This is a genomic window from Olivibacter sp. 47, assembly GCF_030372825.1.
In the GTDB taxonomy this organism is placed as follows: Bacteria; Bacteroidota; Bacteroidia; order Sphingobacteriales; family Sphingobacteriaceae; genus Olivibacter; species Olivibacter oleidegradans.
In genome coordinates, this window is sequence record NZ_JAUCNR010000001.1 from 2350606 (window position 1) to 2375111 (window position 24506).

The window sequence follows — 24506 nt, forward strand, 5'->3', positions numbered from 1 at the left end:
TAAGTATACGGTTTTAGGTATATTAGGGGATAAGGTTTAAGAGATGAGGTGTCAGAATAAGATTTTTTCTTGATACTTACCTGCCTGCCGGTAGGCAGGTGTCTTGACACCTATATCCTGACACCTATATCCTAACCACAGAAAGCCGACTCTACGCTAGGATTATTAGCCAAAATTTAATATCATTGTAGCTGAATAACTAACGTAAGGAAAACGTATGAATGTGCAAACGTTTTCTTTTAACCTAATTAACATTTATTGCCATAAATCATGAATTCTAAAGAGACAATAGGTAAGTACAGATGGACAATTTGTACACTGCTATTTTTTGCTACTACGATCAACTATATGGACCGTCAGGTGCTTTCCTTAACATGGAAAGATTTCATTGCACCTGAATTCAAATGGACCAATAATGATTATGGTAACATAACAGCTTTGTTCTCTATATTTTACGCGATATCTCTTTTGTTCGCTGGTAGATTCGTAGATTGGTTAGATACAAAAAAAGGTTTTCTATGGGCAATAGGAATTTGGTCGATCGGTGCCTGTCTTCACGCATTTTGTGGTATTGCAACGTCAGGGTTGTTAACCGGCAAATGGTTCGTAGGGTTTGAAGGCGCGAAAGAGGCACTAGCCCTCGTTGGCGATTCTGCAAAAATTATATCAATCAGTGTCACGCTTTTTATCTTTGCTCGACTTGTATTAGCGATAGGGGAAGCGGGTAATTTTCCGGCGGCAATTAAGGCGACGGCTGAATATTTTCCGAAAAAAGATAGAGCCTTTGCTACCAGTATTTTTAATGCGGGTGCAACGGTAGGTGCACTTGCGGCTCCTGTTACCATACCGTTTATAGCCGAAGCCTATGGATGGGAGATGTCCTTTATCATCATAGGCGCTTTAGGGTTCATATGGATGGGATTTTGGGTGTTTATGTACCATAAACCAGAGGTACACCCACGCGTTGGAAAAGCGGAACTCGACTATATTCAGCAAGATTTAATAAACGATAGGAAGTTGGTTGACTATGTAGAAGAAACAACCGATAAAGCTTCTTTCGTTAAATGTTTGAAATATAATCAGACATGGGCATTTGCCTTTGGTAAGTTTATGACTGATGGAGTTTGGTGGTTTTTCCTCTTTTGGACACCTGCTTATTTAAGTTCCGTATACGGTATGGATTCTACACAAAGTGCCTTACCTCTTTTTGTTTTATACCTTATTACCCTGCTTTCTATAATTGGCGGTTGGCTTCCAACTTACTTCGTCGATAAAAAAGGGATGAATCCGTATGAGGGCCGTATGCGATCGATGTTGATTTTTGCCTTTTTCCCTTTGTTAGCGCTGTTTGCTCAACCTTTAGGACATATAAGTTATTGGCTTCCTGTAATTATTATCGGTATAGCTGGTGCAGCACATCAGGCTTGGTCTGCCAATATTTTCACCACCGTAGGTGATATGTTCCCCAAAAAAGCTATTGCTACGATTACGGGTATCGGCGGTATGGCTGGAGGCGTGGGTTCTTTCTTTATTAATAAGGGTTCCGGAATGCTCTTCGATTACAGCAAAGAAACGGAGATGTCCTTCATGGGTTTTCATGGTATTGAAGCTGGTTATTTTATTATATTTTCCGTTTGCGCGGTTTGCTATATCATTGGCTGGGTAGTTATGAAATCGCTAGTACCTCGATATTCGCCTATTACGGATTTATAGTTATTGGTTGCTAGGTTGAATAGTTGAGTTGTCGAGCAGTTCTTAAATGTGATCGCCACTCAACTACTTAACTAGTATAAAAACTCTACTAATCCCAAAAAAAAATTTATGTAATCTATGTTCTTTTTATGAACTTTGCGTAAGAATTGGATATTGAAAAGAGAGCCAAACTACACCTGCTCTTATCGTCTTTGGCTCAATTTGAACCGATTCGTTAAGTTTATTAAATAAACGTGGAAACTCATATACTTCCTGCTACTGCGTATAATCGCAACCGTGTCCGTTTGGCTGTATCTCTTTTTTATTTTTGTCAAGGCTTGGCTTTTGCCTCTTGGGCAAGTCGTATTCCGGATATTAAAACTAAACTTCATCTTTCTGACGGGCAATTAGGTAGCTTACTATTTGCACTACCGCTAGGCCAATTGGCTACAATGGCGCTCTCCGGTACCTTAGTAACTAAGTTTGGCAGTAAAAAAGTGTTAACCGTAGCTGCCGCTTTATATGTGGTTGCACTTACTAATTTAGGTTTAGCTTCTCAGGGTTGGCATTTAGGTGTTTCCTTATTTATATTTGGAATCATCGGTAACATGTGTAATATAGCAGTAAATACACAAGGGGTTGCCGCAGAGAATCTTTTCGACAAACCAATCATGTCCTCTTTTCATGGGGCTTGGAGTATTGCAGGGTTTACAGGTGCTTTGGTAGGCCTACTGATGATCAATCTACATATTGCTCCTTATCTACATTTTTGGATTATCGCAGGCCTGGTATGGATAAGTATCCTAATCAATAATAAGTTTCTTGTAGCAGGGGTAGGACCGGCCAGTACTACTAAAAAGAAATTATTCTCCAAACCTGAGGGGGCTTTGCTACAATTGGGTGTGATAGGCTTCTGCAGTATGGCTACTGAAGGGGCGATGTTTGATTGGAGTGGCGTATATTTCAAAGATATCGTAAAAGCGCCGCAGGCATTGGTACCCCTTGGCTATGCGTCCTTCATGGTGATGATGGCTTCAGGGCGTTTTATTGGAGATCGGCTCATTGCTCGATTGGGTAGAAAAAGGGTTTTGCAAGTGAGTGGCGTATTGATATCATCGGGTATGTTCTTGGCGGTGTTGTTTCCCTATATTATTACGGCAGTAATTGCTTTTATGCTGGTAGGACTAGGAGTCGCAACCGTTGTTCCTACGGTCTATAGTGTTGCCGGGAGAAATGCTAAAGTATCACCGGGAATTGCCTTAGCAATGGTATCGAGCGTGAGTTATCTTGGTTTTCTTATGGGACCACCGCTCATTGGTTATATCGCTGAATTAGCCAGTTTAAGGTATTCTTATGCAGTTATTGGCGTGTTTGGATTGGTGATCACGTTGTTGGTTGCTAAAATAAGGGCTATTAATCAGTAGTCGCACCTTAATTCCGTTTCTTTTAATCTCACGGGCTTAAGTCTAATCGGGGGAGGGTGTTAAAGGAAAGATTTTTTTTATCAACTTTTTCTTGGCAAAAAATTGAGCAAAACCCAAGGCTTTGTAGACTATCTCGCAACTGATGGCAAAGCATTCATGGCGCGTATTGGAGCCGTTTCACTTCCTCAATCCGCTTGAGTATTGCAGGACGAACATGTGTGCAAATGCTTTGCTGCTCGTTGCATCGATATCCTCCAAGGCCGTTTTTCCAACACACAGGGCTATATTTAGGACTGAAGAAATAATACGTCCGGTTAAAAGTAAAGTCCCTTCGTTCTACTAAAATATCGCCTAGGAAATTTGCGGTTTGCACGTTGATGCACTACCGTTTTAGCAAAATTCCAAGCGATGAGTCTTTGGTTACTTTCTGCGGAACAAAGTGACAAATTAAACCTTCGTTTAATCTAAACAATCTATTGAACATAAAAGTGGTTGCCGTAAGGAGAACCACTTCTTGGCAATAGTTTTTTGCAATACATCTGCATTTTATGTTCTCTATTTTTAGTGTTTGAAAACACTTACCGCAAACTTGTTAACTTAATATAAAATTAAAATGAAACTAAGTTGCTATTAATATTATTCGTTTAAATTTGTCATTTACTAACACTGCCCATAGGAGTACGTTTGGGAGCTAATGATATAAAAACAAAAATAAATGAAACGTAGAGATTTCTTTAGAAATACCGCATTTACCGCATTAGGGGCTTCCGTATTATCCCCGTTTCAATCAATTGCCGGCAATCGGCCAATGAAAAACCCGTCGGTAAGGAAAGCCAAGAATATTATTTTTATGGTGAGCGATGGGATGAGTACCGGAACCTTAAATATGGCTAACTTACTGTTGCAAAGAAAGGAAGGTAGACAAAGTAATTGGTTATCACTATATGAAAGAAATGAGGCGGTTCGAGCGTTAATGGACACAGCGTCCGCGAGTTCTTTGGTGACTGACTCAGCTGCCGCGAGCTCTTCTTGGGGAGGAGGGGTACGTGTTCCGAATGGTTCATTAAATGTGAATGCTGATGGTTCTTTTAATAAACCTATCCTACAAAAATTTAAGGCTGCAGGTAAATCGGTTGGTTGTGTTACTTCTGTCCCCATCACCCATGCTACGCCTGCCGGTTTCTGCGTAAATAGCAATAAGCGCTCAGATCAACCCGGTATTGCACTTCAATATTTAGACTTGCGTTTTGACGTCATGATGGGCGGCGGGCTTGAATTTTTCAGTGCCGATAAAAGGGAAGATAAGCAAGACCTTTTCGCTAAATATAGACAAGCTGGATTTATGGTATTTCAAAATCGGGATGAAATGAATACCCTTTCGGATAAGGAAGATCGTCCGATATTGGGTGTCTTTTATGCCGACGGTTTACCATATGCGTTGGATCGAGCGAATGATCCCACACTAGCATCAACAACGCCAAGTTTGGCCGAGATGACTAAAGCAGCGATTAAGAAGTTAAAGAATAATAAGAATGGTTTCGTATTACAGATAGAAGGAGGAAAAGTAGATTGGGCTGCTCATGCGAATGATGCAGGAGCACTTATTTATGACCAATTGGCCTTTGATGAAGCAATAGGAGAAGCAATGGCTTTTGCTTTAGCTGATAAGGAAACCTTAGTGGTTTTGACCACTGATCACGGTAACGCGAATCCAGGTCTGTTTTATGGGGAACAAGCGAATAGGAATTTCGACCGCATTCAGTCGTTCAAACATACAAATGACTGGATTCTAAACGGAACGGATAAAAGTTATACGCCATCGAGGTTGATTGAGCGTATCGAATTTGCGCAAGGCTATTCGATCACGATCGACGAAGCAAAGGAACTGTTGAGCCATTATGAGACGCTTGATGGAGATGGCCTTTATAATCCACGCAAACTTCCATTTAGAAAGCTAGCCCAAATTCAGGAGAAACACCTTTCCGTCGGTTGGGGTTCAATGGATCATTCTGCCGACTATGTTGAACTTGCTATGTATGGTCCTGGAAGTGAACAACTTAAACCCTTTGTTAAAAATATAGAGTTGCACAACTTTATGCTACAAACTACGGGAATCTTTGTTTAGCAGGTAACCTAACTGCGTTTTATTTTGTTATATAAAGGAGATCGTTTATCTTGTATCGATAAATATATACACAAGATGAGGATCGCTTTTTATAGTGCACAACCATACGATAAGTCTTCTTTTGAAGAAATGAACAAGGAGAAGGCTTATCGTTTTCTTTTTTTTGATATCGACCTCAATGAGCAAACGGTAAAACTTGCGGAAGGTTGTGATGCGGTCTGCATTTTTGTAAATGACCATGCAAATGCCAAAGTGCTTGAAAGGCTCGCTGGCTTAAACATTAAAATCGTGGTTTTACGTTGTGCAGGATTTAATCAAGTTGATTTAGAGGCCGCTCAGCGCGTTGGAATCAGCGTATATCGCGTCCCCGCCTATTCGCCGGAAGCAGTCGCTGAACATGCGGTAGCTATGATCTTGACGCTAAATCGAAAAACACATAAAGCTTATAATCGAGTGCGGGAAGGTAATTTCTCCTTAAATCGTTTAACCGGCTTTAATCTGCATGGAAAGAAAGTAGGTGTGGTAGGTTTAGGAAAAATAGGACTGGCATTTTGTAAAATTATGCATGGTTTTGGATGTGAGCTCTTAGGGTATGATCCGGTCGAGTCGACTCATCCCGACTATATTATAAATGTGAATTTTGAGGAACTCCTGTCAAAAAGCGATATTATTTCACTCCATTGCCCATTAGTGCCGAGTACTAAACATATGATTAAGGAAGAGAGCCTTGCTTTAATGAAAAATGGTGTTATGCTTATTAACACCAGCAGAGGGGCCTTAATTCATACTACAGATATTATTAATTCTTTGAAAACCGGAAAAGTGGGACATTTAGGTATTGATGTATACGAACAGGAAGAAAAGTTGTTTTTCAGGGATTTTTCGGAGCATATTATTGACGATGATGATATTTTGCGATTAATGAGCTTCCCCAACGTACTTATTACCTCACATCAGGGTTTCTTTACAACGGAAGCGCTAGCCGAAATAGCGTCGATTACCTTGAAAAATCTAAGGGACGCAAAAAATGGTCTAAAAACGAACAATTCATTAACCTAATAATGAATTGACATAGATGTTTTTGACAAGATGACCTTCGGTAACGAATAATGTCTTTTTTATGTTAAGCGAAGGTTTTTTAATCAGATTCTTTTATTTTTTAATTTATCTCAATTTACCTTGATGCAAAGTGAGTCAAACATCAAGGCTGTCCGGTTCTCGCTAAAAATTCGTTTCTCAACCCACTGTTCTGCGGAGTCGCCCCAATTCACAATTCCTTCCCTTCGCTTTTTCGCATAACGTCTTTTCCACACTTCTAACCGAATTTTCTTTACGCCCACCCTGGAAGAATTAATATATAGTCCATTTTGTTAAAATTTGTTAAAATTTTAACAGCGAATGTAACCATTTGACTTTTCCATAGTCTTATAGTTGGTTTTTGTTTATATTGGGTTTGTCAAGCCCTGTGGTTCCCAAATCACAGGGCTTGTTTTTTAAACTGACAATCATTGTCATCAAAATGTTAAACAGCAAAAAAAGATTTGTCAAAGTGTATTTTGTACACTATCTTTGTATCATTCATAATTTAGGTTTATAATTGGTTAGTTAGGAAGCCTTCAATCTCCCCGGTTGAAGGCTTTTCTTTTCTGATTTAATCCAGTTCAAACGAAAATTCATCGTAGTCTTTTGTGCGCCAAGCTAAATGTTGTGTCGACGGCGAAATGGCAAATAAAGGAGAGAAGGTTTTTACTTTGATGGTCTTTCCATCTGGTAAAAATTCCAATATACGTAACCATCCGTCACCACCGTTGCCATGCCAACCACCTCCCAAGGCCTGCGCGTTAAAGGTCATTTGCTGTACTTTTTTCCCACCGGCATTGGTATCTGTTCGGAAGCCGATATGGGCTCTTTCATCATCAGGTGCACCAATATGGCCGGAAAAAACTAAGACAATATTTTTTGAAGGTTTTACTAACTTTTCCCACACAGCCTTTCCATAATTTGGATTTTGCAATTTGTAACCTTCTGATTCTATGTGTTCGTTTTTCGCATTTAGATAGGAGTGTGTAAGCAAGACAACCCGATGTTGTGCATAAGCGGGTTTATTGACTATTTCTTTCGCCCAAGCTAGGGTACCATCGTGCGGTGCAAATTCAAGCACTAAAAATAAGTATTTGATGCCTTTTGGGTCGCTAAATTCATAAGCCGCGTTTGTTAAACTTGGTTTACCGTCAATATCGTAACCAACTTCCTTCAGTAAAGCTTTTGACAATGGATTTTTATCGAGTGGGAAATACTGATTATAGTTGGTTTCGCGATTTTCTGCACTTTTAATGCCGTAATCATGATTGCCTGTAGCTGCAATATAAGGCACTTTGCCATCTAGTTTATTAAAGCCCTTCGCTACCGAGCGCCATTGTTCAATACTTACTTGATTACCATTTTTGCCTTCGGGGATCCATATATTATTCTGTTCAACCAAGTCGCCCGTGCACAGAACCATTTTAATATGTAAGGGATCTATTTGTTCGCCTATCCAACTGGTCATCAGGTCAAAAATAGCTTGATTACGACTAAATTTCACATACGTTTGCGGGTCGGGTAATAAGATCATTGACCATGAATTGCTATCCGTTAGCGCAGGGGGTTGATAGGAGTTGTTTTGTCCGTAAGTCTCCGTTCCAAGGTGGAATAGAATAAAGCTAAATACCCAAATTTTTAAAATAGATTTCATAAGTAACCTCCATCTTTTAAGATTTTTGCCCATAATTGATAACCTTCCATACGTAAATGTAAACCATCGTGCGTCAAGGAGGCCTTCAAACGATTGTCTCCATCAAGAAAATGCGGATATAAATCGATTAATTGAATGCCCTTTTCCGTGGTTAGCTTTCGGATGCCTTCGTTTATGTAAAGAATATGTTCGTCTTTACCATAGTGGTTTTTGAACTTCTCAAAAGTACTGTTTACCGGTAACAGAGTTTGGAAGTAGATGTGGGTTTTAGGTGAACCTTTTTGTATTCGGTCGATTATTTTTTCGTAATTATTGAGAATAACGTCGTCCGGTATATTTCTGGATATGTCGTTAATACCGATGAGCACGAATATCTTTTTCGGTCTACCGGCAATCACATCATCTAGTCGTTCAAGGACGCCAAACGTTATGTCCCCGGAAATACCTCTATTACGCGCTTGCGGGATTTGCAATAATTCATTCCAGTCTGTTCCTGCAGTAATGCTATTGCCAAGGAAAATGATGTCTGACTTAGCTTTTGGAAAGGATTTAAATTGATCAACGAGCAGGGGGTAAATGGCCGGGCGATAAGTGCTATCCCAACCTTGCTGAGCTTGTGATTCTAAAAAGCCCATGAACAGCAAATAAGCTATTAAAAGTGATTTCAGCTTGTACATAGTTATATTTAATGCTTAATCTTTGGATGACTTTTATTAGGGGGGATACCCCATTCTTTTGTGATATAGGTAGATTTTGTGTCGTCGGCATCATGGCAATAAACGGTTAAGGCATCATGCGCTTCCCAGTATTGTTTAACCGTATAGCCATCCATGTCACCCGCGTGTATGCCTTTTTCTATTTTCTCATCATCGGGATTTACAATAAGTTTGATACCCACCGATTCGTTCATCATTTCCAGATCCCCGCGACTGTTGCCACCTACTAATAGGGGGCGAGCCTTGATAAATGTTTGAATGGCTTCCGCTTTACCCCCGTCTTGCGGAATGGGGCAAACCAACTGATTAGTTACTCTGCCGTGACTAACTACCGACTTTACACCTAGTATGCGTTCTTCCGGGATGCCAAGGTCTTCCTTTACAAATTGCTGATAGAGTAGTTCCGGCGATGCCGAAAGCACCCAGATTTCGAATCCATAGTGTTGTAGATTTGCGAGCAATTCACGCATTTCCGGGTAAAATTTCGACCGATATTTTTCATAGAAACAGTTTTTTCCAATTGCCTTGACTGCATCTGGCGTCAAGCCCGCTAAAAAAGCAATGCGATTTTTGACATAGTTGACGCCTACATTGTCTCCATGCAACATTGCATCGATAATGGCCATTTTCGCTTTAGATAAACTGTCTACCTTTTTTGCATAATTCTCCTTGGCAAACGCGTAGATTGCTTCGTCAGCTAAGTAATAAGGAGATTGTCCAAAGAGTGTTCCATCACAATCGAAAACAGCAACTTTTCGCTCCTTGATAATTAAGGTCGAGTTAAGGAAACTTTCCAACTTTTGATTAACCTGACCTGTCCAACCGTGGATTGGCCGATAGGTTTGCGCAAAAGAAAAGGTAAATAAGAAAGAAAAGCCTCCGATAAACAGGGCTTTCTTGATTTTGTTTACTACTAACATCATCGGGCTTACTTTTTGCTGAGAATGTCAAAAAGCAGCTCAGGTTCATTGGTGGTGATGTATTCTACTTTTTGATCGAGCAAACTTTTCATTTCCTCTGCGTCGTTTACAGTCCAAACGTTAACTGTTAAGCCGATCTTGTGGGCATCCTTAATCCATGATGGATTTTTTTGAAAACATTGTAATGGTAATCGATGCCTTTAAACCCATCAGCTTTTGCTTCGGCCGGACTTAAGTCGCCGTTAAGATAGGCCACTTCAGCTTTTGGGGCCAGTTTTGCTAGGTGTTTGCCTGCGTCGCGGTCGAAGGTAATATAGTCTACCCATTTTTCGGCACCTAATTTTTTAACAAGGACAACAGACATTTCCGCAGCCTTCAATACACGTTCCTTGCCTAATTTGGAAGGTTTCAACTCAAAGATCAGTTTTGTCTTTTTCTGTTTCATACCCTCTTTAAGATAGGCCTCAACGGTTGGAATAGATTCGCCGTTCGGATGCTTTTTGGCTAGTAATTCTTGATATGTTGCAGTCTCTATATCGATACCGTAAAAATCCCTATCGTGATTTACCACCAGGATATCATCTTTAGTTAAGTACACATCGAATTCGGAACCGTAGCAACCGAGTTCAGCCGCATGATTTAATGACGCAAGGGAGTTTTCCGGTAAACCGGCCTGTTTCCAAGCCCCTCTGTGCGCAATAACTACGTTTTTATTAAATTGAGCATAAGTGCTTTGCATAAAAGTAAATAAACAAATTGCAGTGATTAAAAAAGATTGTTTTTTCATTGTTTTTGTGTTGTTAAATATGCTTGCAAACAATTGAGCAAATTACAAATTATCCATGATAATAGGCGATTTTGCTCGGATTGCTTTGTGTTATATAAATGCTATCTTTATGTTAATTCAATAATTTGGATTTTGTTCAAGTTTCGAATTCAGATCCAACTCTTTTTGCGCAATAGGCCACCAATAATCTCTTGCCGGATTGAATTTTCTCGTCTCAATAATGTTGTTTTGCCACGTTTTTATAGGGGCATTCATAACAACTTCGGCAATTTTCCAACGTCTTATGTCGTTATAATAAAGCGCTTCTCCTGCAAACTCAATCCGTCTTTCTTTCCTGATGAGTTCGCGCATTTCTGATTGACTTTTATTGGATGGAATTTCCGGCATACCGACACGTTTTCGAATTTTGTTTAGGTTTTCGAGAATGGCAGGATTGCCTGGATCTATTTCATTGAGTGCCTCTGCATACATCATCAATATATCCGCATATCGTAGGACAATGAAGTTCGTTTCTGATTGCCCGGACTTTAAATCAGATTTATCTTTTGGTGGTTTTTCTGCGTCATAAATGGAATATTTTTTCATCGCGAAGCCGGTCTGTTTATAATAGTCGGCACTTGCAACTTCTCCCTTAAAAAGGGACCCAGGGTATACGACTGTTGCGGCTAGTCGGGGATCACGATTTTCATAAGGCTTTGCAGGATCATAGCCGGCGCCAGGGTCGGTAATAGGCAATCCGTTCTTCATGTCGTAAGTATCCACCAAATCTTGAAGTGGTGCATTCGAATTATATTGTGTATTGATCAGATCAAATGAGTGTCCTTCGTCAGGAAATAGAAATTGTACATCGAAAATAACTTCTTTATTGTTTTCGTTTTCCGGAAGGAATAATTTCCTATAGTCTTCAAACAAATCATAGCCTGCCGCAGGAGCGAGGTCTAATACAGCTTTTGCTGCATCTGCAGCAGCCTGCCATTTTTCGGAACTATTGCTCGGATTCAAAAGAGGGCTTGCTTCGTAGAGGAGCACACGCGCTTTTAGTGCCATGGCGGCGCCTTTTGTAGCTCTTCCTAAATCTCCACCTGCATGTTTTACCGGAAGTTTCTCAACGGCCGTATTTAGATCAGCTATAACCTGTGCAATCACTTCTTCTCGGGAATTCCGAGGCATGCTTACTTGTGTGTCCGGATTTGGTGCTTCCAAAATAAGGGGCACTCCACCATAATAGGTAGCCAGTTCAAAATAATAAAGCGCTCTTAAGAAATAAACTTGCCCCTCCATGAGGTTCTGTTTTTCAGCATCGAGCCCAACATCGCCCACTCGTGCGAAGAATGTGTTAGCACGTCCTATACCTTGATAGCATTGTGCCCAACGATTGGCAATAATTCCTTCTGTACTGGCGGATTGCTGGCTACGTCCAATCGCATCGTAGCCTAAGGTACCGCCACTATAACAATAAGCGTTAGGAGTTGCGCCTTCTTCCCATAAAGGAGTGGCATCTCCTCCGAACAAACCATTACCGGTTAATACGGCGTAAATGCCGGTTAATGCTGCGTTTGCAGTAGCTTCTGTTTGCCAAAAATTGCTTTCGGTATACTTGAAATCGGGTTCCCTGTCTAGAAGATCCGGGTTACATCCCGCCAAAACAAGCATCGTGTAAATGGCGGCTATTTTATATTTTTTACTTTTCATTTTTTTGTCTTAAGATGATTTTAGAACGTTACATTTATGCCGCCACTAAAGGTTTTTAACATCGGATAATGATATAAGGAGCTATAATTGATAATCGTTTCCGGATCGAAATCTTTGTATTTAGAAAAAGTCAGGAAATTTTCTGCATTTACAAAGACGCTAACCTTAGCGATATTGATTTTTGATGTCCATTTCTGAGGAATCAAGTAGGCCAACTGTACGTTTTTTAAACGCAAATACGAGCCACTTTTTAGCCAAAAATCAGATTGGAGAAAATTGTCCTTATTGCCCGTACTTTCCGTCACAATGGGTAATCGGGCTTGCGTGTTTTCAGGCGTCCAGGCATCAGTGAGCCATTCGGTTGTGGCACCTGCTCCGTTGTTGAAAGGATAAGCTAGGTTTGCCATCGGGTAAATTCTAAGACCGGCTATGCCTTGAAAAAATGCGCGAAATGATAAACCTTTATAATCGATGTTAAAACCGAATCCGTAAGTATACTTCGGAATAGCAGACGATTCATCCAAAGCTACTCGATCTTCACCGTTTATAATATTGTCGCCATTGATGTCTTTGTATTTGATGTAGCCTGGCCTAGTTGCGTTGCTTTGAAAGGCATGGTTGTCAATTTCCTCCTGATTTTGGAAAAAGCCGTCCGCTTGCAATAGGTAGTGAGCGCTAATGGGTAATCCTTCTTTTGTTATGGTTGATAAATTAGTGTCGAAATCGTAAAGAATTTGGCCGTCCAAATCGATCACTTTATTTTTATTGTATGCTACATTACCCTGTATTCCATAGCTTACTGCGCCTATTTGATCGCGATATTGCGCCGTTAGTTCGTATCCCGTGTTATCTACGGTGCCAACATTTCTCTTAGGTCCTGTTAAGCCTACTTGAGAGGGGAAGTTAACTGTTCTTAAAATACCAGTCGTATGCTTTTTATAAACATCTGCGGTTAGATTTAACTTGCTTTGCATAAGTTCGATATCAAGGCCCCCATTGTAGGTCGTTGTTGTTTCCCAAGTTGTCCTTGGATCTGCATAAGCCAAAGCCGCGGCACCCGGAGCTAATAATCCACTCGGCCCTCCGAAACTATAATCTTGCTTAAGTTCAATGTTGTTTTCATAACTATATAGCTCGACAGCCTGATTTCCTAAGCGGCCAACCGAGGCGCGTAACTTTAATAAATTGATGGTATTTGAGTTAAAGAAATTTTCCTGATCAATACGCCACCCGGCTAAAATGGAAGGGAAGAAACCCCATCGGTTTTCTTTGGAGAACCTGGAAGAACCATCGTAACGAAAAGTCGCCTCCAGTAGGTATTTGTTTTTATAATCGTAGTTCGCTCTTCCAAAATAGGATATCAAAACATCTTCGGTAGTTTTTCCGGAGATTGCGTTCCGAATGCTTCCTACACTCAGTGCCGTTAAGGTTTCGTCCAAGTATCCCGTCATTTCAGCAGCAAACTGTCCATTGCTGAAGTAATCATAAGCAGAGCCTACCATGATCGCTACATTGTGCTTCTGCTTAAACTGTTGTTTCCAGTCTAATGTGTTGTAGAAGTGGAGATTTAAGTCATTGTCGTCCGTTTTATTAGATCTTGGCGCCGTAGCGGGGCTGTTCCAATTGGTTGGTTTCAATGTCTTTGGATTGAAGCTTTGCACTTGCGGGGTAAATTGAGAAAGGAGACCATCATATTTGTCTGCACCAAACTTGATGTTGTAGGTGATGTTCCAGGGCAATTTGTATTCTCCGAAAACGGAGGCTAAAAAGCGCTGAACGATTTTTTTGGAATAACCGGTTTCGGCAATCATTCGCGGATTCTCCCAATTGTTTCTGCCAGGCGTAGATAACCAGGAATTGCCGTAACGACCATCTGCAAGCCGATCTGTCAAAATGGGTAGTGTGCGACTTAAATATTGGAAAAAGTTATTTCCATAAAAGGGTTGCTCATAGTTTCGATAATATCCGTCAATGGATGCGCCCACTTTTAAACGTTGCGAAATATTGATGGATGCATTGAAACCGAGCGAATAACGCTTTTCGTTATCAGAGGGCCCGATAATGATACCATCTCTATCTAAATACCCCAATGACAAGCGGTATTGATAGGTGTCCGAACTTCCACCAAAGCTCAGGTTGTGCTTTTGTATGTTGCCATCTTTTAAAGCGATGTCAAACCAATTGTTGGCTGGGTAGGTATGAGGATCTGATGCCATTCCAGCCTGGTATTCTTCAATTTGACTGTCCGAATAAACGGGGGCCTGTCCTTGGTTGGCGAGTGCTTGGTTTTTTAAACGCATGTATTGAATCGGATCCCAGATGACGTCGGGCATTCGTGTAGGATTTTGAATACCGTTGTAATAATTATAATTCACTTGTGATACCCCAGTTCCCTTTTTGGTCGTAATTAAGATAACACCGTTGGCAGCTCTTGATCCATATATTGCCGCTGATGCATCTTTCAGTACCGTTACGGTTTGAATATCATCGGGATTTAGTTCGTCCATTGAGTATTCGATGCCATTAACCAGAACGAGGGGGTTATTATTGCTAAGTGTACCCATGCCTCGAATCCTAATTTCCGATCGATCAATTCCCGGTTGACTTTGGCCAAGTCGAACGAACATTCCAGGCATCCCTGCTAATGCATTACTGATGTTTGTAGTTGGCGATCCTTCTTTTTCCTTCATATCCAAGGTACTGACGGAACCTGTTACATTTTCCTTTTTTTGCGTACCATATCCAACGACGACAACATCTTCTAACAAAGTGTTCGCTGATTCTAAGCTGATTGAAAGCTTTGTTAAATTACTTGTCACATTCAATGTATAGGGTCGATAACCGACATATTTGAAAATTATGCTGGTATTAGCATTAACTTTAACAGCAAAATTCCCATTGGCGTCGGAAATGGCAATAGCTTTATTGTTGGCAACGATAGATACACCTGGTAACGACTCTTTCGTGTCTATGGCTTTAACAGTACCTTGAATAGTAAAGGTTTGTTGACTATAAGCCGTGGCCGCGTATAATAGGAACGCTAATAGGCACCGAAACCTATAATCGGCAAAGATCAAACTTCTTTGTTTTAGTGGTCTGGTTTTAATTTTTTTCATTTGTTTTTTCTTTTATTATGAACAGGCTCTACCCTAAGCGAGAGGCATGACTAATGATTTCTTCTTTTTGTTTTCTGAAAATTACGTAGGTTTCATAATGTTTCATTTGATGTAAAATATTGATTGAATGAAAAGTGTGTCCTTGAAACGAAAGCAAATGATTAAGGATGTTCCCGAAATCATATAATAGTTGAATAATTAAAAAGGCTTTCGAGCGGTTTATTACCGCCGATCAAAAACCGTAGCGAATACCTATTTGTATTTGATAAGGATTTCCGGACGGATTAATGACGCCTACATTGGTATTCATATTATAGTTGTAAACATTTAATGTCGGATCAAAGCCTCTGATGTTATAAATATTCTGCTTTCCCAAGGTTTTTTGTACGCCCCAGTCCTTATTGAGTAAGTTCGCTAAATTGAAGATATCTCCGGAAAGCTCGATATACTGCGATTTGTAAGTCGTAAATCTCTTGGTTATCCGCAAATCCCAGGTTCCGTAGAATCCATTGGTACCACCATTCCGCTCGGCGATCTGTCCGATGCTCTGTTTAATGTATTCCTTTAAACCGGCATCTGCCTCCGGATTATCCAAAATCTGTTGAATGGCATTCCGATAGGCTTCGGGCACGTTATTATTATTCGGATCGAAAATATAAGCTAAGTCGTTTGAGTTAACAAAATCACCATTTACGTTTCCGTTAACGGCCAATGAATAGCGTGTTCCGCCTATTCCCGAATAGCGCAAGCCGATACTGATGCCATAGAAGGTGGGTAACGCGCCATATATTACTAATTTGTGGCGGAACTGCGTATTGGAATAAGCCATTCTACTTAAATCACGTGGATCGCCTGGCGTCATTAATTCTAAGGTAGCAGTATTGGCAACATCACCATTAAAGGAGGTGTTATCTTTGCTATCGTTCCAGGTGTAGCTGAACGATAGGACGCCGTCTTTATAGTATTGATAAGTTCCATCGAGAACAACGGCATATTGGTTGATCTTTCCTTCGCTATTCAGTTCCAACACCCTTCCTAGTTTAGTTGATTTACGCCCGTTCTGCCAGTCGGCCGATCCATTCGCGGTGTTAATTGTTGATGCCGGAACGTATACGCCTCTATTCGCTTCATTGGCAATGCGAAAAAATGGTTCGTCAACCATATTTTTATCGACATACATATAATTGTTTCTCGCTAAACTGGCATATAGACTTAATCCTAGTTTTAAACGATTGGTAATAAGCCGGTTGTATGAAATGTTTCCTTTATAAACAGTAGGTATTTTGGCATCGCTTCCGTTCATGTTAATAGTAGAAGTAGGACTTATGCCTAATTGCTCAAATAACTCATATCCTGGTGCGGTACTTGGATCTTGTCTATATTGTGGAAAGTTGGGCGTAATGCCAAGAGGCGCACCGGGAGCGTTACGCTGAACATCAATGGTTGCCACCTTTGTCCCGTCGAAAACCATGTTATTGATCATGGCATAATTGTTAATGTCGGATCCGAAAATGCCGGCGCCAAACTTAAGGATATCCCGTTGTTGCTCGTTAATGTCCCAGGTAAATTGAATCCGTGGCTGAAGGATAAAACTATTTAAGGCATTGGATGTATTTAATCCCAGCTCATCATAAACCAGTTGATTGAAATTCGGTTTATTGATGTAAGATGTGTAGTCTGCCCGGATACCGGCCATCATGTCTAAGCCCTTTCCGAGCTTGGTTTGCATCTGGGCGTAAAGTGCGGCAGTCAAAATATTTTGCTTAACGCTGGGATCGTCTTCCAAAGCAATTTCGCGAGCATAACGATAAGGATCTAAATTATTAAACTCTTCCAGTCCCGTGAAATAGAAGCGCCCGTTCATTTCACTGCCGTATAGCGACTTCATATGGGTATACATGATGTCTGTTCCAAAAGTGTAGTTTATCTTTTCGGTATTGTAGTATAAATTGTCAGATAACTGAAATACGTTGTTGTAAAAATATTCCGGTATATAGCGCTGTCCGCCTAATTGTATATCGGTTAAAACTTCTTTTCCATCAATGGTTGAACTGATATTTTGAATGATTGCTCTCGGGATACTTTTGCCGGGAAGCTGTTCATTGGGAACAGAGGATTCGGAAGTGTACAAATGCTGTGCTTTGAGTTCATTGGTGATCTTGGGACTTAACACAGATCTCAGCGTTGCTAAGAAACTGTTATCGGATGTTTTGACGGAGCCATACACTTCATATAGGTTGATTTTGGAATTATCACCCAAACTATGATTGTTCTTGTCATAGACAAAATTTTCTCGCAGGGTGAGTAAGTGTTTATTGTTAAGTTGCCAGTCAACACGCGCAAAGATGGCATCGGTGCTCCGCTTTCGGTCGAAAGATCCAAATTGCGGCGAACTGGCAACACCATATTTATTTCTGGCAATATCTAAGAACTGATCAAGCGTTGATTGGGTTACATTATACCGCTTTTCATCTTCGGGTGAACGGATGTCGGCAACTTGGAAGGGTCTGGCATCCGATTGATGATCCCAGGTGACATAAAAATGTGCTTTGTCCTTTACAATAGGTCCTCCCAATGAAAAACCATATTGGTAAGTAGAGAATTCATTATCTTGCTTATTACCACGGATATCGTAGGGACTGGATAACCAGTCGGCCCGTGCAAAGCCAAATGCGCTTCCCGTAAAGGTGTTGGTTCCGGATTTGGTCACCGTATTAATGGTACCACCGCCACTACGACCATAAGTTACATCATATTGATTGGTTACAATCTTAAATTCGCGTATCGCCTCCATGGAAATAGCATAGGAGCCGCCACGGCGATTGGCGGTACCGCCTGAAGTTGGGTTACGAGACGTCATGCCATCCAATGTAAAGTTGGTGGAAGATGCTAATTGTCCGGCCATACTGTTACCATTACTCATAGGGGAGAGGTCTATCAGGGAGGTGAAATTTCGGCCATTTACCGGTAGTTTTTGTATATCATTCCCCGTAACGGAAGTTGCAGCACCGAAGTTCCCTACGGTATTCTTAATATTAGATGCACTGATTTCGACTTCATCCATTTGGACGGATTTACTGGCTAAAGAAATATTGAGACGTAAAATATCTCCCTGATTGAGGGCATAACCGGTTTGTTCATAGGCAGAATAGCCAATATAAGTAACTCTAATGGTATAAGGTTTACCTAAGGGCAGCTGCTTAAAGTTGAACTGGCCGTTGCTGTTCGTTGTTGTTGTGTTGGTAAACCCCGTAGATTCATTTTTTACGATTACAGAAGCGCCGGCGATCGGACTTTGGTTTTCTCCTTTTACCGTACCAGTGATAGCCCCTTGTGTTGTTTGCGCCATCAGGTGCCCAAAACTTACTGTACTTACAATAAATGCAAATAACAGTAGACAAATGTTGCTTTTCATAATTTTCATTAATAATTTGTTCTTAATGGCCATGAAACTTACCCTTCCGCCAAAGCAAAGGCATAAACTATTACACCGTTGGCCATGGCAGTCTAAGTAAATTCATTTAAATACGTGTGTCTAAAAGCTAGACACTTTATGAAGCTGTGGTACAGCCGGTTTATAATGTTATATATATGTTATTAAATTGTTAGCTAACATTGAAAAAGGCACGCGTACACCTTCTATCAGGCATACGAACAAAATATTACGTGACGATTATATAAACAACATAGGCCAGGGCAGCGCCAATCAGCGGACCGATAACGGGCACCCAAGCATAGCTTGCATTAAATCCTGCTTTATTTTTTATAGGCAGAATGGCATGAATAATCCGAGGGCCTAAGTCGCGGGCCGGATTAATCGCATAACCGGTTGTTCCTCCAAGTGACAAGCCGATCACCCACACAACAAAAGCTACAGGTATTGCGCCGATGGATCCTAAACCTATTGGTGCTTTGGTATCATCAATGGCGATCTCACCATCTTTAAAGAAAAACACAGCGATAATAAGGACAAATGTTCCGATAATTTCGCTGATTAAGTTGATAGGTAGATTTCTGAGAGCAGGCGAGGTACAGAATACGGCTTGCTTGGCACCTGCATCTTCGGTTTCATCAAAATGGTCCTTATACATGAGCCATACTAAAAAAGCGCCGGTCATTGCGCCGATAAATTGTGCCAGCACATAAGAGCAGGCGGTAGCCCAACTTAGATTATCGCTTAAAATCATTGCTAATGTAACTGCTGGATTTAAATGTGCCCCACTATAGGGGCCTGCGATAACTACGCCTGTGAAAACCGCTAATGCCCAGCCGGTTGTGATTACGATCCAGCCGCTACTGTGTCCATTGGTGCCTTTGAGTACCACATTAGCGACGACGCCTCCACCTAATAAGATCAGTATCATCGTGCCTAATAGTTCAGCTATAAAAGGTGTCATAATTTAGTTGTTAACTTCTAGTTATTGGTTATTAGTTATTGGTTATTAGTTATTTGTTGTTCGTTATTGGTTATAAGTTATTCGTTATTGGTTAGTAGTTGTTAGTTGCTGGTTGTTAGTTATTTGTCGTCAATTATTTGTAACCGATTGCGAGTTCCTTTTTCAGCCAACAAGCTAATTCCGAATGTGTTAAAGGCCGGATAAACTCACCTCTTCGGTTGTCACGCCGGCTCATTTATCGACTAATTATCACATTGGCTAATTGGCCGATTGATTTTCCAATCTTGCCCAGGCTTTCGCCGCTTCGACAGCGCGATGCCAAGCTTGCATACGATTTTCAATATCGATTTTAACATCTGGTTTAAAGGTTTTGTCGATTTGCCATTGATCTTTCAAATCATCCATGTCTTTCCAATAGCCAACCGCTAAGCCTGCAAGATAAGCTGCTCCGATAGCCGTAATCTCGGTGATTTTCGGTCGTACGACCGCTGCTTGCAAAATATCTGCCTGGAATTGCATAAGCAGATTGTTGTTAGTAGCGCCACCGTCTACACGTAATTCGTGGATTTCTTTTCCTGCATCTGCTTCCATAGCCTTTAATATGTCAACTGTTTGGAAAGCGATTCCTTCCAACGCGGCGCGAGCAATGTGGGACGCATTGCTACCTCTTGTCAATCCAACCATTGTCCCTCTAGCGTAGGAATCCCAATGCGGAGCACCGAGACCCGCAAAGGCAGGAACTAGATATACACCGTCCGTATCTTCCACCTTACTGGCTAAGGCCTCCACTTCTTCAGACGATTTAATAATGCCCAGACCATCACGAAGCCACTGTACGATGGCCCCGGCAATAAAAATGCTACCTTCTAAGGCGTAAGTCACCTGGCTGCCGATTTTCCATGCTATGGTAGTCACCAAATTATTCTTTGAAACGATTGGTTTGTTGCCGATATTCATCAGCATAAAGCAACCTGTCCCATAAGTGTTTTTTACCATTCCTTCGCTTGTACATAATTGTCCGAAGAGTGCAGCCTGTTGGTCGCCTGCAATGCCGGCTATCGGAATGCGATCTGTCAGTATTTTTCCTGCGGTTTGTCCATAGATTTCGCTCGATGACTTAACTTCTGGAAGCATGCTTGCGGGTATTTCAAAAAGATCCAACAGTTCTTTATCCCATTGCATGGTTGAAATATTGTATAGCATCGTACGGGATGCATTTGTTACATCAGTAACATGCTTTTCGCCATCCGTCAAATTGTATATAAGCCAGCTATCAACGGTACCGAAGAGGAGCTTTCCGTTTTCGGCCTTTTCTCTCGCTCCATCTACGTTATTCAAGATCCAACGGATCTTTGTTGCGGAGAAGTAAGAGTCTATTAATAATCCGGTTTTCTTTCTGATAAGCTCCTCATAACCTTGTTCTTTAAGTTCGTCGCAATAGGGAGCGGTTCGTCTGTCTTGCCAGACAATGGCATTATAGATAGGTTTGCCGGTTTCACGATCCCAAACAATTGTTGTTTCGCGTTGGTTAGTAATTCCGATGGCCGCTATATCTACTGATTTAACTTCTGCCTTTACCAGGGCCTCGGCGATAACGGCTATTTGTGAAGACCAAATTTCTCGCGGATCATGCTCTACCCACCCGGATTTAGGATAAAATTGTGTAAACTCTTTTTGCGCGATGGATACAATCTCTCCCTGGTGGTTAAAAATAATAGCACGAGAACTTGTTGTGCCTTGATCAAGTGAAAGTATATATTTGCTTTGGCTCATATTTTATTTTATAATGTTAGTTTGTATCGACTTATTATTGTAAACCAATAAGGTAACCTTTGGCAAGCGTGTCAAATTCCATAAGTTGTTCCTTTATCCAATTTGCATCTTTCCCTAACTCACTGGCCATTATTTGGGCAACGGTTGGGGCCATTTCTATAGCAGCTTTTGCATCGAGAAAAAGCATGCGTATTCGCCTAGCCAGCACATCTTCAATCGTACGTGCCATTTCTTCGCGGATAGCCCATACTACTTCTGCTTTAACATGCGGATAGTTGACATGCAGCTTTTCTCCCAATCCATTTTCTTCTGATATCAGGCTTTTGATTTTTTCGGCATCTGAGCCATAAACGGTCCAATGACCTTGTTCGTGATTGCTTATGTCTGCACCATGAATTCGGATGTCGACTGTTTTACATGGCTGAAAAGCGATATTGGCGGTTTTAATGGCTTGATTTACGGTGTCTTCCGCCATTTTTCGATAAGTGGTCCACTTACCGCCTGTAATGGTAATTAGTCCGGAATCGCTGACTAGCAATTTATGGTCACGTGAGATTTCCTTTGTGCTTTCTTTGCCGTCTTTAGGAGCCGCCAATGGTCTTAAGCCGGCAAATATACTTAATGCATCCTTTCTGGTTGGCCTGTTGTCAAGATATTCCCCCGCAGTCTTTAAGATAAAATCTATTTCTTGTTCAAGTGCTCTTGGTTCTAGGCTGTGTTGATTAAGTGGGGTATCCGTTGTACCCAGCACTAGTTTGTTATGCCAAGGGACGCCAAAAAGAACCCTGCCATCACTCGTTTCAGGAATCATTAAGGCGCTCTTTCCCTGGAGAAAAGAACGTTCTATTACAATATGAACACCTTGGCTGGGCCTAACTAGCGCTTGATGTTTTGGCTGTTCAAGCGTTAAGATTTCGTCTACAAAAACACCGGTGGCATTGATAACCACTTTAGCTTTTACTTTATAGGCTTCCCCACTTTCTTGATCGAGAACCGTAAAACCATTTGTCTTTCCTTTTTCGTCTTTATTTAAGCTGACTACTTTGGCATAATTCAGCAGCGTGGCTCCAAACTGTGAAGCCGTTTGTGCAAGATTGATCGCTAAACGAGCATCGTCGAATTGTCCATCGTAATATTCTATACCACCTTTCAGGTGCTTGACTTTTACGCCTTGTATACGAGTGGTAACTTCTTTTTTGGACAGAAGGGACGACCTCCCGATGCGATATTTGCCTGCCATCCAATCGTAAATCTTGAGTCCTATTAAAAATTTCAGTTGCGCAAACCAGGTGTAGCATGGTATGACGAAACTTTGCGCATGTGCCAAATGAGGCGCATTTTTGAAAATAATTCCCCTTTCCCGGAGCGCACCGTAAACAAGCTTGATATCACCTTGTGCAAGATATCGTACACCTCCATGAACCAACTTGGTGCTTCGACTGGAAGTACCTTTGGCGAAGTCTGCCTGCTCTACCAGTAGCGTCTTATAACCTCGGCTAGCCGCATCGACTGCTATGCCAAGGCCAGTTGCTCCACCTCCAATGATGGCGATATCCCAAAGACTGTTTTGACTTAGCTGCCCTAAACTAACGTTACGGCTGAATGTGTGTTGGAGAATGGTGTTTTCTTGCATGTGGGTGCCCAATTTAGCTATTCTTTCTTTTTTTATCAATTGGTTTGTATAGACAAAGTTAAATCATCCTTTAAGAAATCAAAAATAATCTTTCGAAATAATTTCGAAATAAAATGAAACAACTTGCTATTCTTGTGTATTCAGGCAAAAAAGTTAAATTAGCGCAAAATAAATGCTATGAATAGTGTAGAGCGTCATCAGATTATTCTTAAACGACTGCAGGAAAAAGGGTCTATCAATGTGTTGGATCTAGGAAAGGAACTCGACGTGTCGACTGTAACGATCCGAAAGGATTTAAAATTGCTGGAAGAAAGACAGATGCTTTTTCGTACCCACGGAGGTGCTACCCTGAATAATCCCTATACAATTGACCGATCCGTGGTTGAAAAAGAGAAGTTGCAGTCGGAAGAGAAGGCGCTCATAGCAGAGATGGCAGCATCCCTGGTGGTACCCAACGATTCTATTATTATTGCATCGGGGACGACTGTGTTAGCAATGGCGAGGCATATTCACCCACAAGGAAATCTAACCGTCGTAACATCAGCTCTTCAGGTTGCAATAGAATTAAACAGGCATTCGAACGTAGAAATTCTTCAACTAGGGGGCATGATGCGATCGAGTTCAGCTTCCGTAGCAGGACCGTATGCCGAAAAAATATTGGAAGATTTTTTCTGTAGTAAACTATTTCTGGGAGTAGATGGTATCGATCCTGACTTTGGGTTGACTACTACCAGTGGATTGGAAGCGCATTTGAATCGTAAAATGATTGAAGTGTCCCAAAAGACAATTGTATTGGCCGATTCCACCAAATTTGGCCGACGCGGTTTTGGTAGAATCTGCGGCTTTGATGAAATTGACGAAATCATTACAGATAAAAACATCCCATCCCATATGCTGAAGGAACTCGAAGGCAGGGGGGTGAAGGTGACGATTGTAGAATAGTTAAATAGTTGAGTAGGGAAGTGGTTGAGTAGGGAATTAGCCAATGTGGCAATGTGATGATTAGCCAATGTGATGATTAGCCGATGAGCCAATGTCATGGACCGTGCAAGCTTAAAGCTTACTGCTTATGGCCTAAAGCCTAACAACTAATAACATCCATCCCTCAAAATAAAAATCATACCAATTTTCTTCAAATAAAGAAATGTGGATTAATCCACCCTGTGTTGAAAATTATTTACACTGATTCTAAATGTTAAGGTGCACCTTTGCACTTACCCTCTATTTACAACAAAAAATAATAAGGCTATGATAAGAGTTATAAAATTCGAAAAAGATAATTGCGCGCCTTGCAATATGGTGTCTGAATTTCTAGATAATAAGGGTATTAACTACGAAAAAGTAAACCCTTTTGAGAATCCCGAAGTAGCCATGCGATTCAGGGTGCGAACGGTGCCAACTGTTATCGTAACCAAAGAGAACGAGGAAGTGAAGCGTGTCATCGGTTTCAAGCCTGAGGAATTATTAACCATTAGCAGTCTGCAGCAAGCGTAGATA

At 41.1% G+C, this 24506-nt stretch carries 17 protein-coding genes; 6 read left to right on the forward strand and 11 right to left on the reverse strand.

All coding sequences use genetic code 11. From position 1 onward, the window contains the following. Window positions 1-270 precede the first annotated feature (270 nt). The 4 genes from QT327_RS10010 (at window position 271) to QT327_RS10025 (ending at window position 6300) form a co-directional block, all read left to right on the forward strand. Window positions 271-1713, forward strand: a complete 1443-nt coding sequence (locus tag QT327_RS10010; RefSeq protein WP_130857559.1) for an MFS transporter — start codon at window positions 271-273, stop codon at window positions 1711-1713. A 233-nt stretch (window positions 1714-1946) separates the two neighbouring features. Beyond that, entirely contained in the window at window positions 1947-3116 is a 1170-nt protein-coding gene (locus QT327_RS10015; RefSeq protein WP_013666164.1) for an MFS transporter, read from the forward strand. Between the two features lie 715 nt (window positions 3117-3831). Further along, window positions 3832-5241 carry an alkaline phosphatase gene (locus tag QT327_RS10020; protein WP_289552747.1) on the forward strand — a complete coding sequence of 470 codons (1410 nt, stop codon included), beginning with the start codon at window positions 3832-3834 and terminating at the stop codon, window positions 5239-5241. 75 nt (window positions 5242-5316) lie between these two features. After that, a complete protein-coding gene (locus tag QT327_RS10025) occupies window positions 5317-6300 on the forward strand; it encodes a 2-hydroxyacid dehydrogenase (protein WP_289552748.1) in 984 nt (327 codons plus the stop codon). A gap of 592 nt (window positions 6301-6892) precedes the next feature. Here the strand turns inward: QT327_RS10025 and QT327_RS10030 are convergent. The 11 genes from QT327_RS10030 to QT327_RS10080 all read right to left on the reverse strand — a co-directional run bounded on the left by QT327_RS10030 (window position 6893) and on the right by QT327_RS10080 (window position 23009). Then, complete coding sequence (locus QT327_RS10030; RefSeq protein ID WP_289552750.1) at window positions 6893-7975, reverse strand: metallophosphoesterase; 1083 nt, start codon at window positions 7973-7975, stop codon at window positions 6893-6895. Next, entirely contained in the window at window positions 7972-8652 is a 681-nt protein-coding gene (locus QT327_RS10035) for a GDSL-type esterase/lipase family protein (RefSeq protein ID WP_130857555.1), read from the reverse strand. Before QT327_RS10035 ends, QT327_RS10030 begins: the two co-directional genes overlap by 4 nt. A gap of 8 nt (window positions 8653-8660) precedes the next feature. Next, window positions 8661-9614, reverse strand: coding sequence for an HAD family hydrolase (locus QT327_RS10040; RefSeq protein ID WP_289552751.1), 954 nt, complete (start codon window positions 9612-9614; stop codon window positions 8661-8663). Between the two features lie 5 nt (window positions 9615-9619). Then, complete coding sequence (locus tag QT327_RS10045; protein ID WP_354004815.1) at window positions 9620-9766, reverse strand: glycerophosphodiester phosphodiesterase; 147 nt, start codon at window positions 9764-9766, stop codon at window positions 9620-9622. Continuing rightward, window positions 9739-10398: a glycerophosphodiester phosphodiesterase family protein gene (locus QT327_RS10050; protein WP_289552753.1), complete on the reverse strand. Its 660-nt coding sequence runs from the start codon at window positions 10396-10398 to the stop codon at window positions 9739-9741. The genes QT327_RS10045 and QT327_RS10050 overlap by 28 nt, the downstream gene beginning before the upstream one ends. A gap of 117 nt (window positions 10399-10515) precedes the next feature. After that, the gene (locus QT327_RS10055) at window positions 10516-12090 is read right to left on the reverse strand and encodes a RagB/SusD family nutrient uptake outer membrane protein (RefSeq protein ID WP_210421309.1); all 1575 of its coding nucleotides are present in this window, start codon (window positions 12088-12090) and stop codon (window positions 10516-10518) included. A gap of 20 nt (window positions 12091-12110) precedes the next feature. Continuing rightward, entirely contained in the window at window positions 12111-15206 is a 3096-nt protein-coding gene (locus QT327_RS10060; RefSeq protein ID WP_289552754.1) for a SusC/RagA family TonB-linked outer membrane protein, read from the reverse strand. Between the two features lie 232 nt (window positions 15207-15438). Then, the gene (locus QT327_RS10065; RefSeq protein WP_289552755.1) at window positions 15439-18621 is read right to left on the reverse strand and encodes a TonB-dependent receptor; all 3183 of its coding nucleotides are present in this window, start codon (window positions 18619-18621) and stop codon (window positions 15439-15441) included. A gap of 247 nt (window positions 18622-18868) precedes the next feature. Beyond that, window positions 18869-19603 (reverse strand): MIP/aquaporin family protein, encoded by a 735-nt coding sequence (locus QT327_RS10070; protein WP_130857551.1) that lies wholly within the window; start codon window positions 19601-19603, stop codon window positions 18869-18871. 258 nt (window positions 19604-19861) lie between these two features. After that, complete coding sequence (gene glpK, locus QT327_RS10075; protein ID WP_013666175.1) at window positions 19862-21376, reverse strand: glycerol kinase GlpK; 1515 nt, start codon at window positions 21374-21376, stop codon at window positions 19862-19864. Between the two features lie 34 nt (window positions 21377-21410). Further along, window positions 21411-23009 (reverse strand): glycerol-3-phosphate dehydrogenase/oxidase, encoded by a 1599-nt coding sequence (locus tag QT327_RS10080; RefSeq protein WP_242627343.1) that lies wholly within the window; start codon window positions 23007-23009, stop codon window positions 21411-21413. A 177-nt stretch (window positions 23010-23186) separates the two neighbouring features. Here QT327_RS10080 and QT327_RS10085 point away from each other — a divergent pair, with 177 nt between their 5' ends. Next, the gene (locus tag QT327_RS10085) at window positions 23187-23951 is read left to right on the forward strand and encodes a DeoR/GlpR family DNA-binding transcription regulator (RefSeq protein ID WP_013666177.1); all 765 of its coding nucleotides are present in this window, start codon (window positions 23187-23189) and stop codon (window positions 23949-23951) included. 306 nt (window positions 23952-24257) lie between these two features. Next, window positions 24258-24503: a thioredoxin family protein gene (locus tag QT327_RS10090; protein WP_130857550.1), complete on the forward strand. Its 246-nt coding sequence runs from the start codon at window positions 24258-24260 to the stop codon at window positions 24501-24503. Window positions 24504-24506 lie beyond the last annotated feature (3 nt).

Bases quoted from the DNA above. Each gene is read 5' to 3' on its own strand.
- QT327_RS10010 (WP_130857559.1), top strand. From the start codon at position 271: ATGAATTCTAAAGAGACAATAGGTAAGTACAGATGGACAATTTGTACA.
- QT327_RS10020 (WP_289552747.1), top strand. From the start codon at position 3,832: ATGAAACGTAGAGATTTCTTTAGAAATACCGCATTTACCGCATTAGGG.
- QT327_RS10025 (WP_289552748.1), top strand. From the start codon at position 5,317: ATGAGGATCGCTTTTTATAGTGCACAACCATACGATAAGTCTTCTTTT.
- QT327_RS10030 (WP_289552750.1), bottom strand. From the start codon at position 7,975: ATGAAATCTATTTTAAAAATTTGGGTATTTAGCTTTATTCTATTCCAC.
- QT327_RS10035 (WP_130857555.1), bottom strand. From the start codon at position 8,652: ATGTACAAGCTGAAATCACTTTTAATAGCTTATTTGCTGTTCATGGGC.
- QT327_RS10040 (WP_289552751.1), bottom strand. From the start codon at position 9,614: ATGATGTTAGTAGTAAACAAAATCAAGAAAGCCCTGTTTATCGGAGGC.
- QT327_RS10050 (WP_289552753.1), bottom strand. From the start codon at position 10,398: ATGAAAAAACAATCTTTTTTAATCACTGCAATTTGTTTATTTACTTTT.
- QT327_RS10055 (WP_210421309.1), bottom strand. From the start codon at position 12,090: ATGAAAAGTAAAAAATATAAAATAGCCGCCATTTACACGATGCTTGTT.
- QT327_RS10060 (WP_289552754.1), bottom strand. From the start codon at position 15,206: ATGAAAAAAATTAAAACCAGACCACTAAAACAAAGAAGTTTGATCTTT.
- QT327_RS10065 (WP_289552755.1), bottom strand. From the start codon at position 18,621: ATGAAAAGCAACATTTGTCTACTGTTATTTGCATTTATTGTAAGTACA.
- QT327_RS10070 (WP_130857551.1), bottom strand. From the start codon at position 19,603: ATGACACCTTTTATAGCTGAACTATTAGGCACGATGATACTGATCTTA.
- glpK (WP_013666175.1), bottom strand. From the start codon at position 21,376: ATGAGCCAAAGCAAATATATACTTTCACTTGATCAAGGCACAACAAGT.
- QT327_RS10080 (WP_242627343.1), bottom strand. From the start codon at position 23,009: ATGCAAGAAAACACCATTCTCCAACACACATTCAGCCGTAACGTTAGT.
- QT327_RS10085 (WP_013666177.1), top strand. From the start codon at position 23,187: ATGAATAGTGTAGAGCGTCATCAGATTATTCTTAAACGACTGCAGGAA.
- QT327_RS10090 (WP_130857550.1), top strand. From the start codon at position 24,258: ATGATAAGAGTTATAAAATTCGAAAAAGATAATTGCGCGCCTTGCAAT.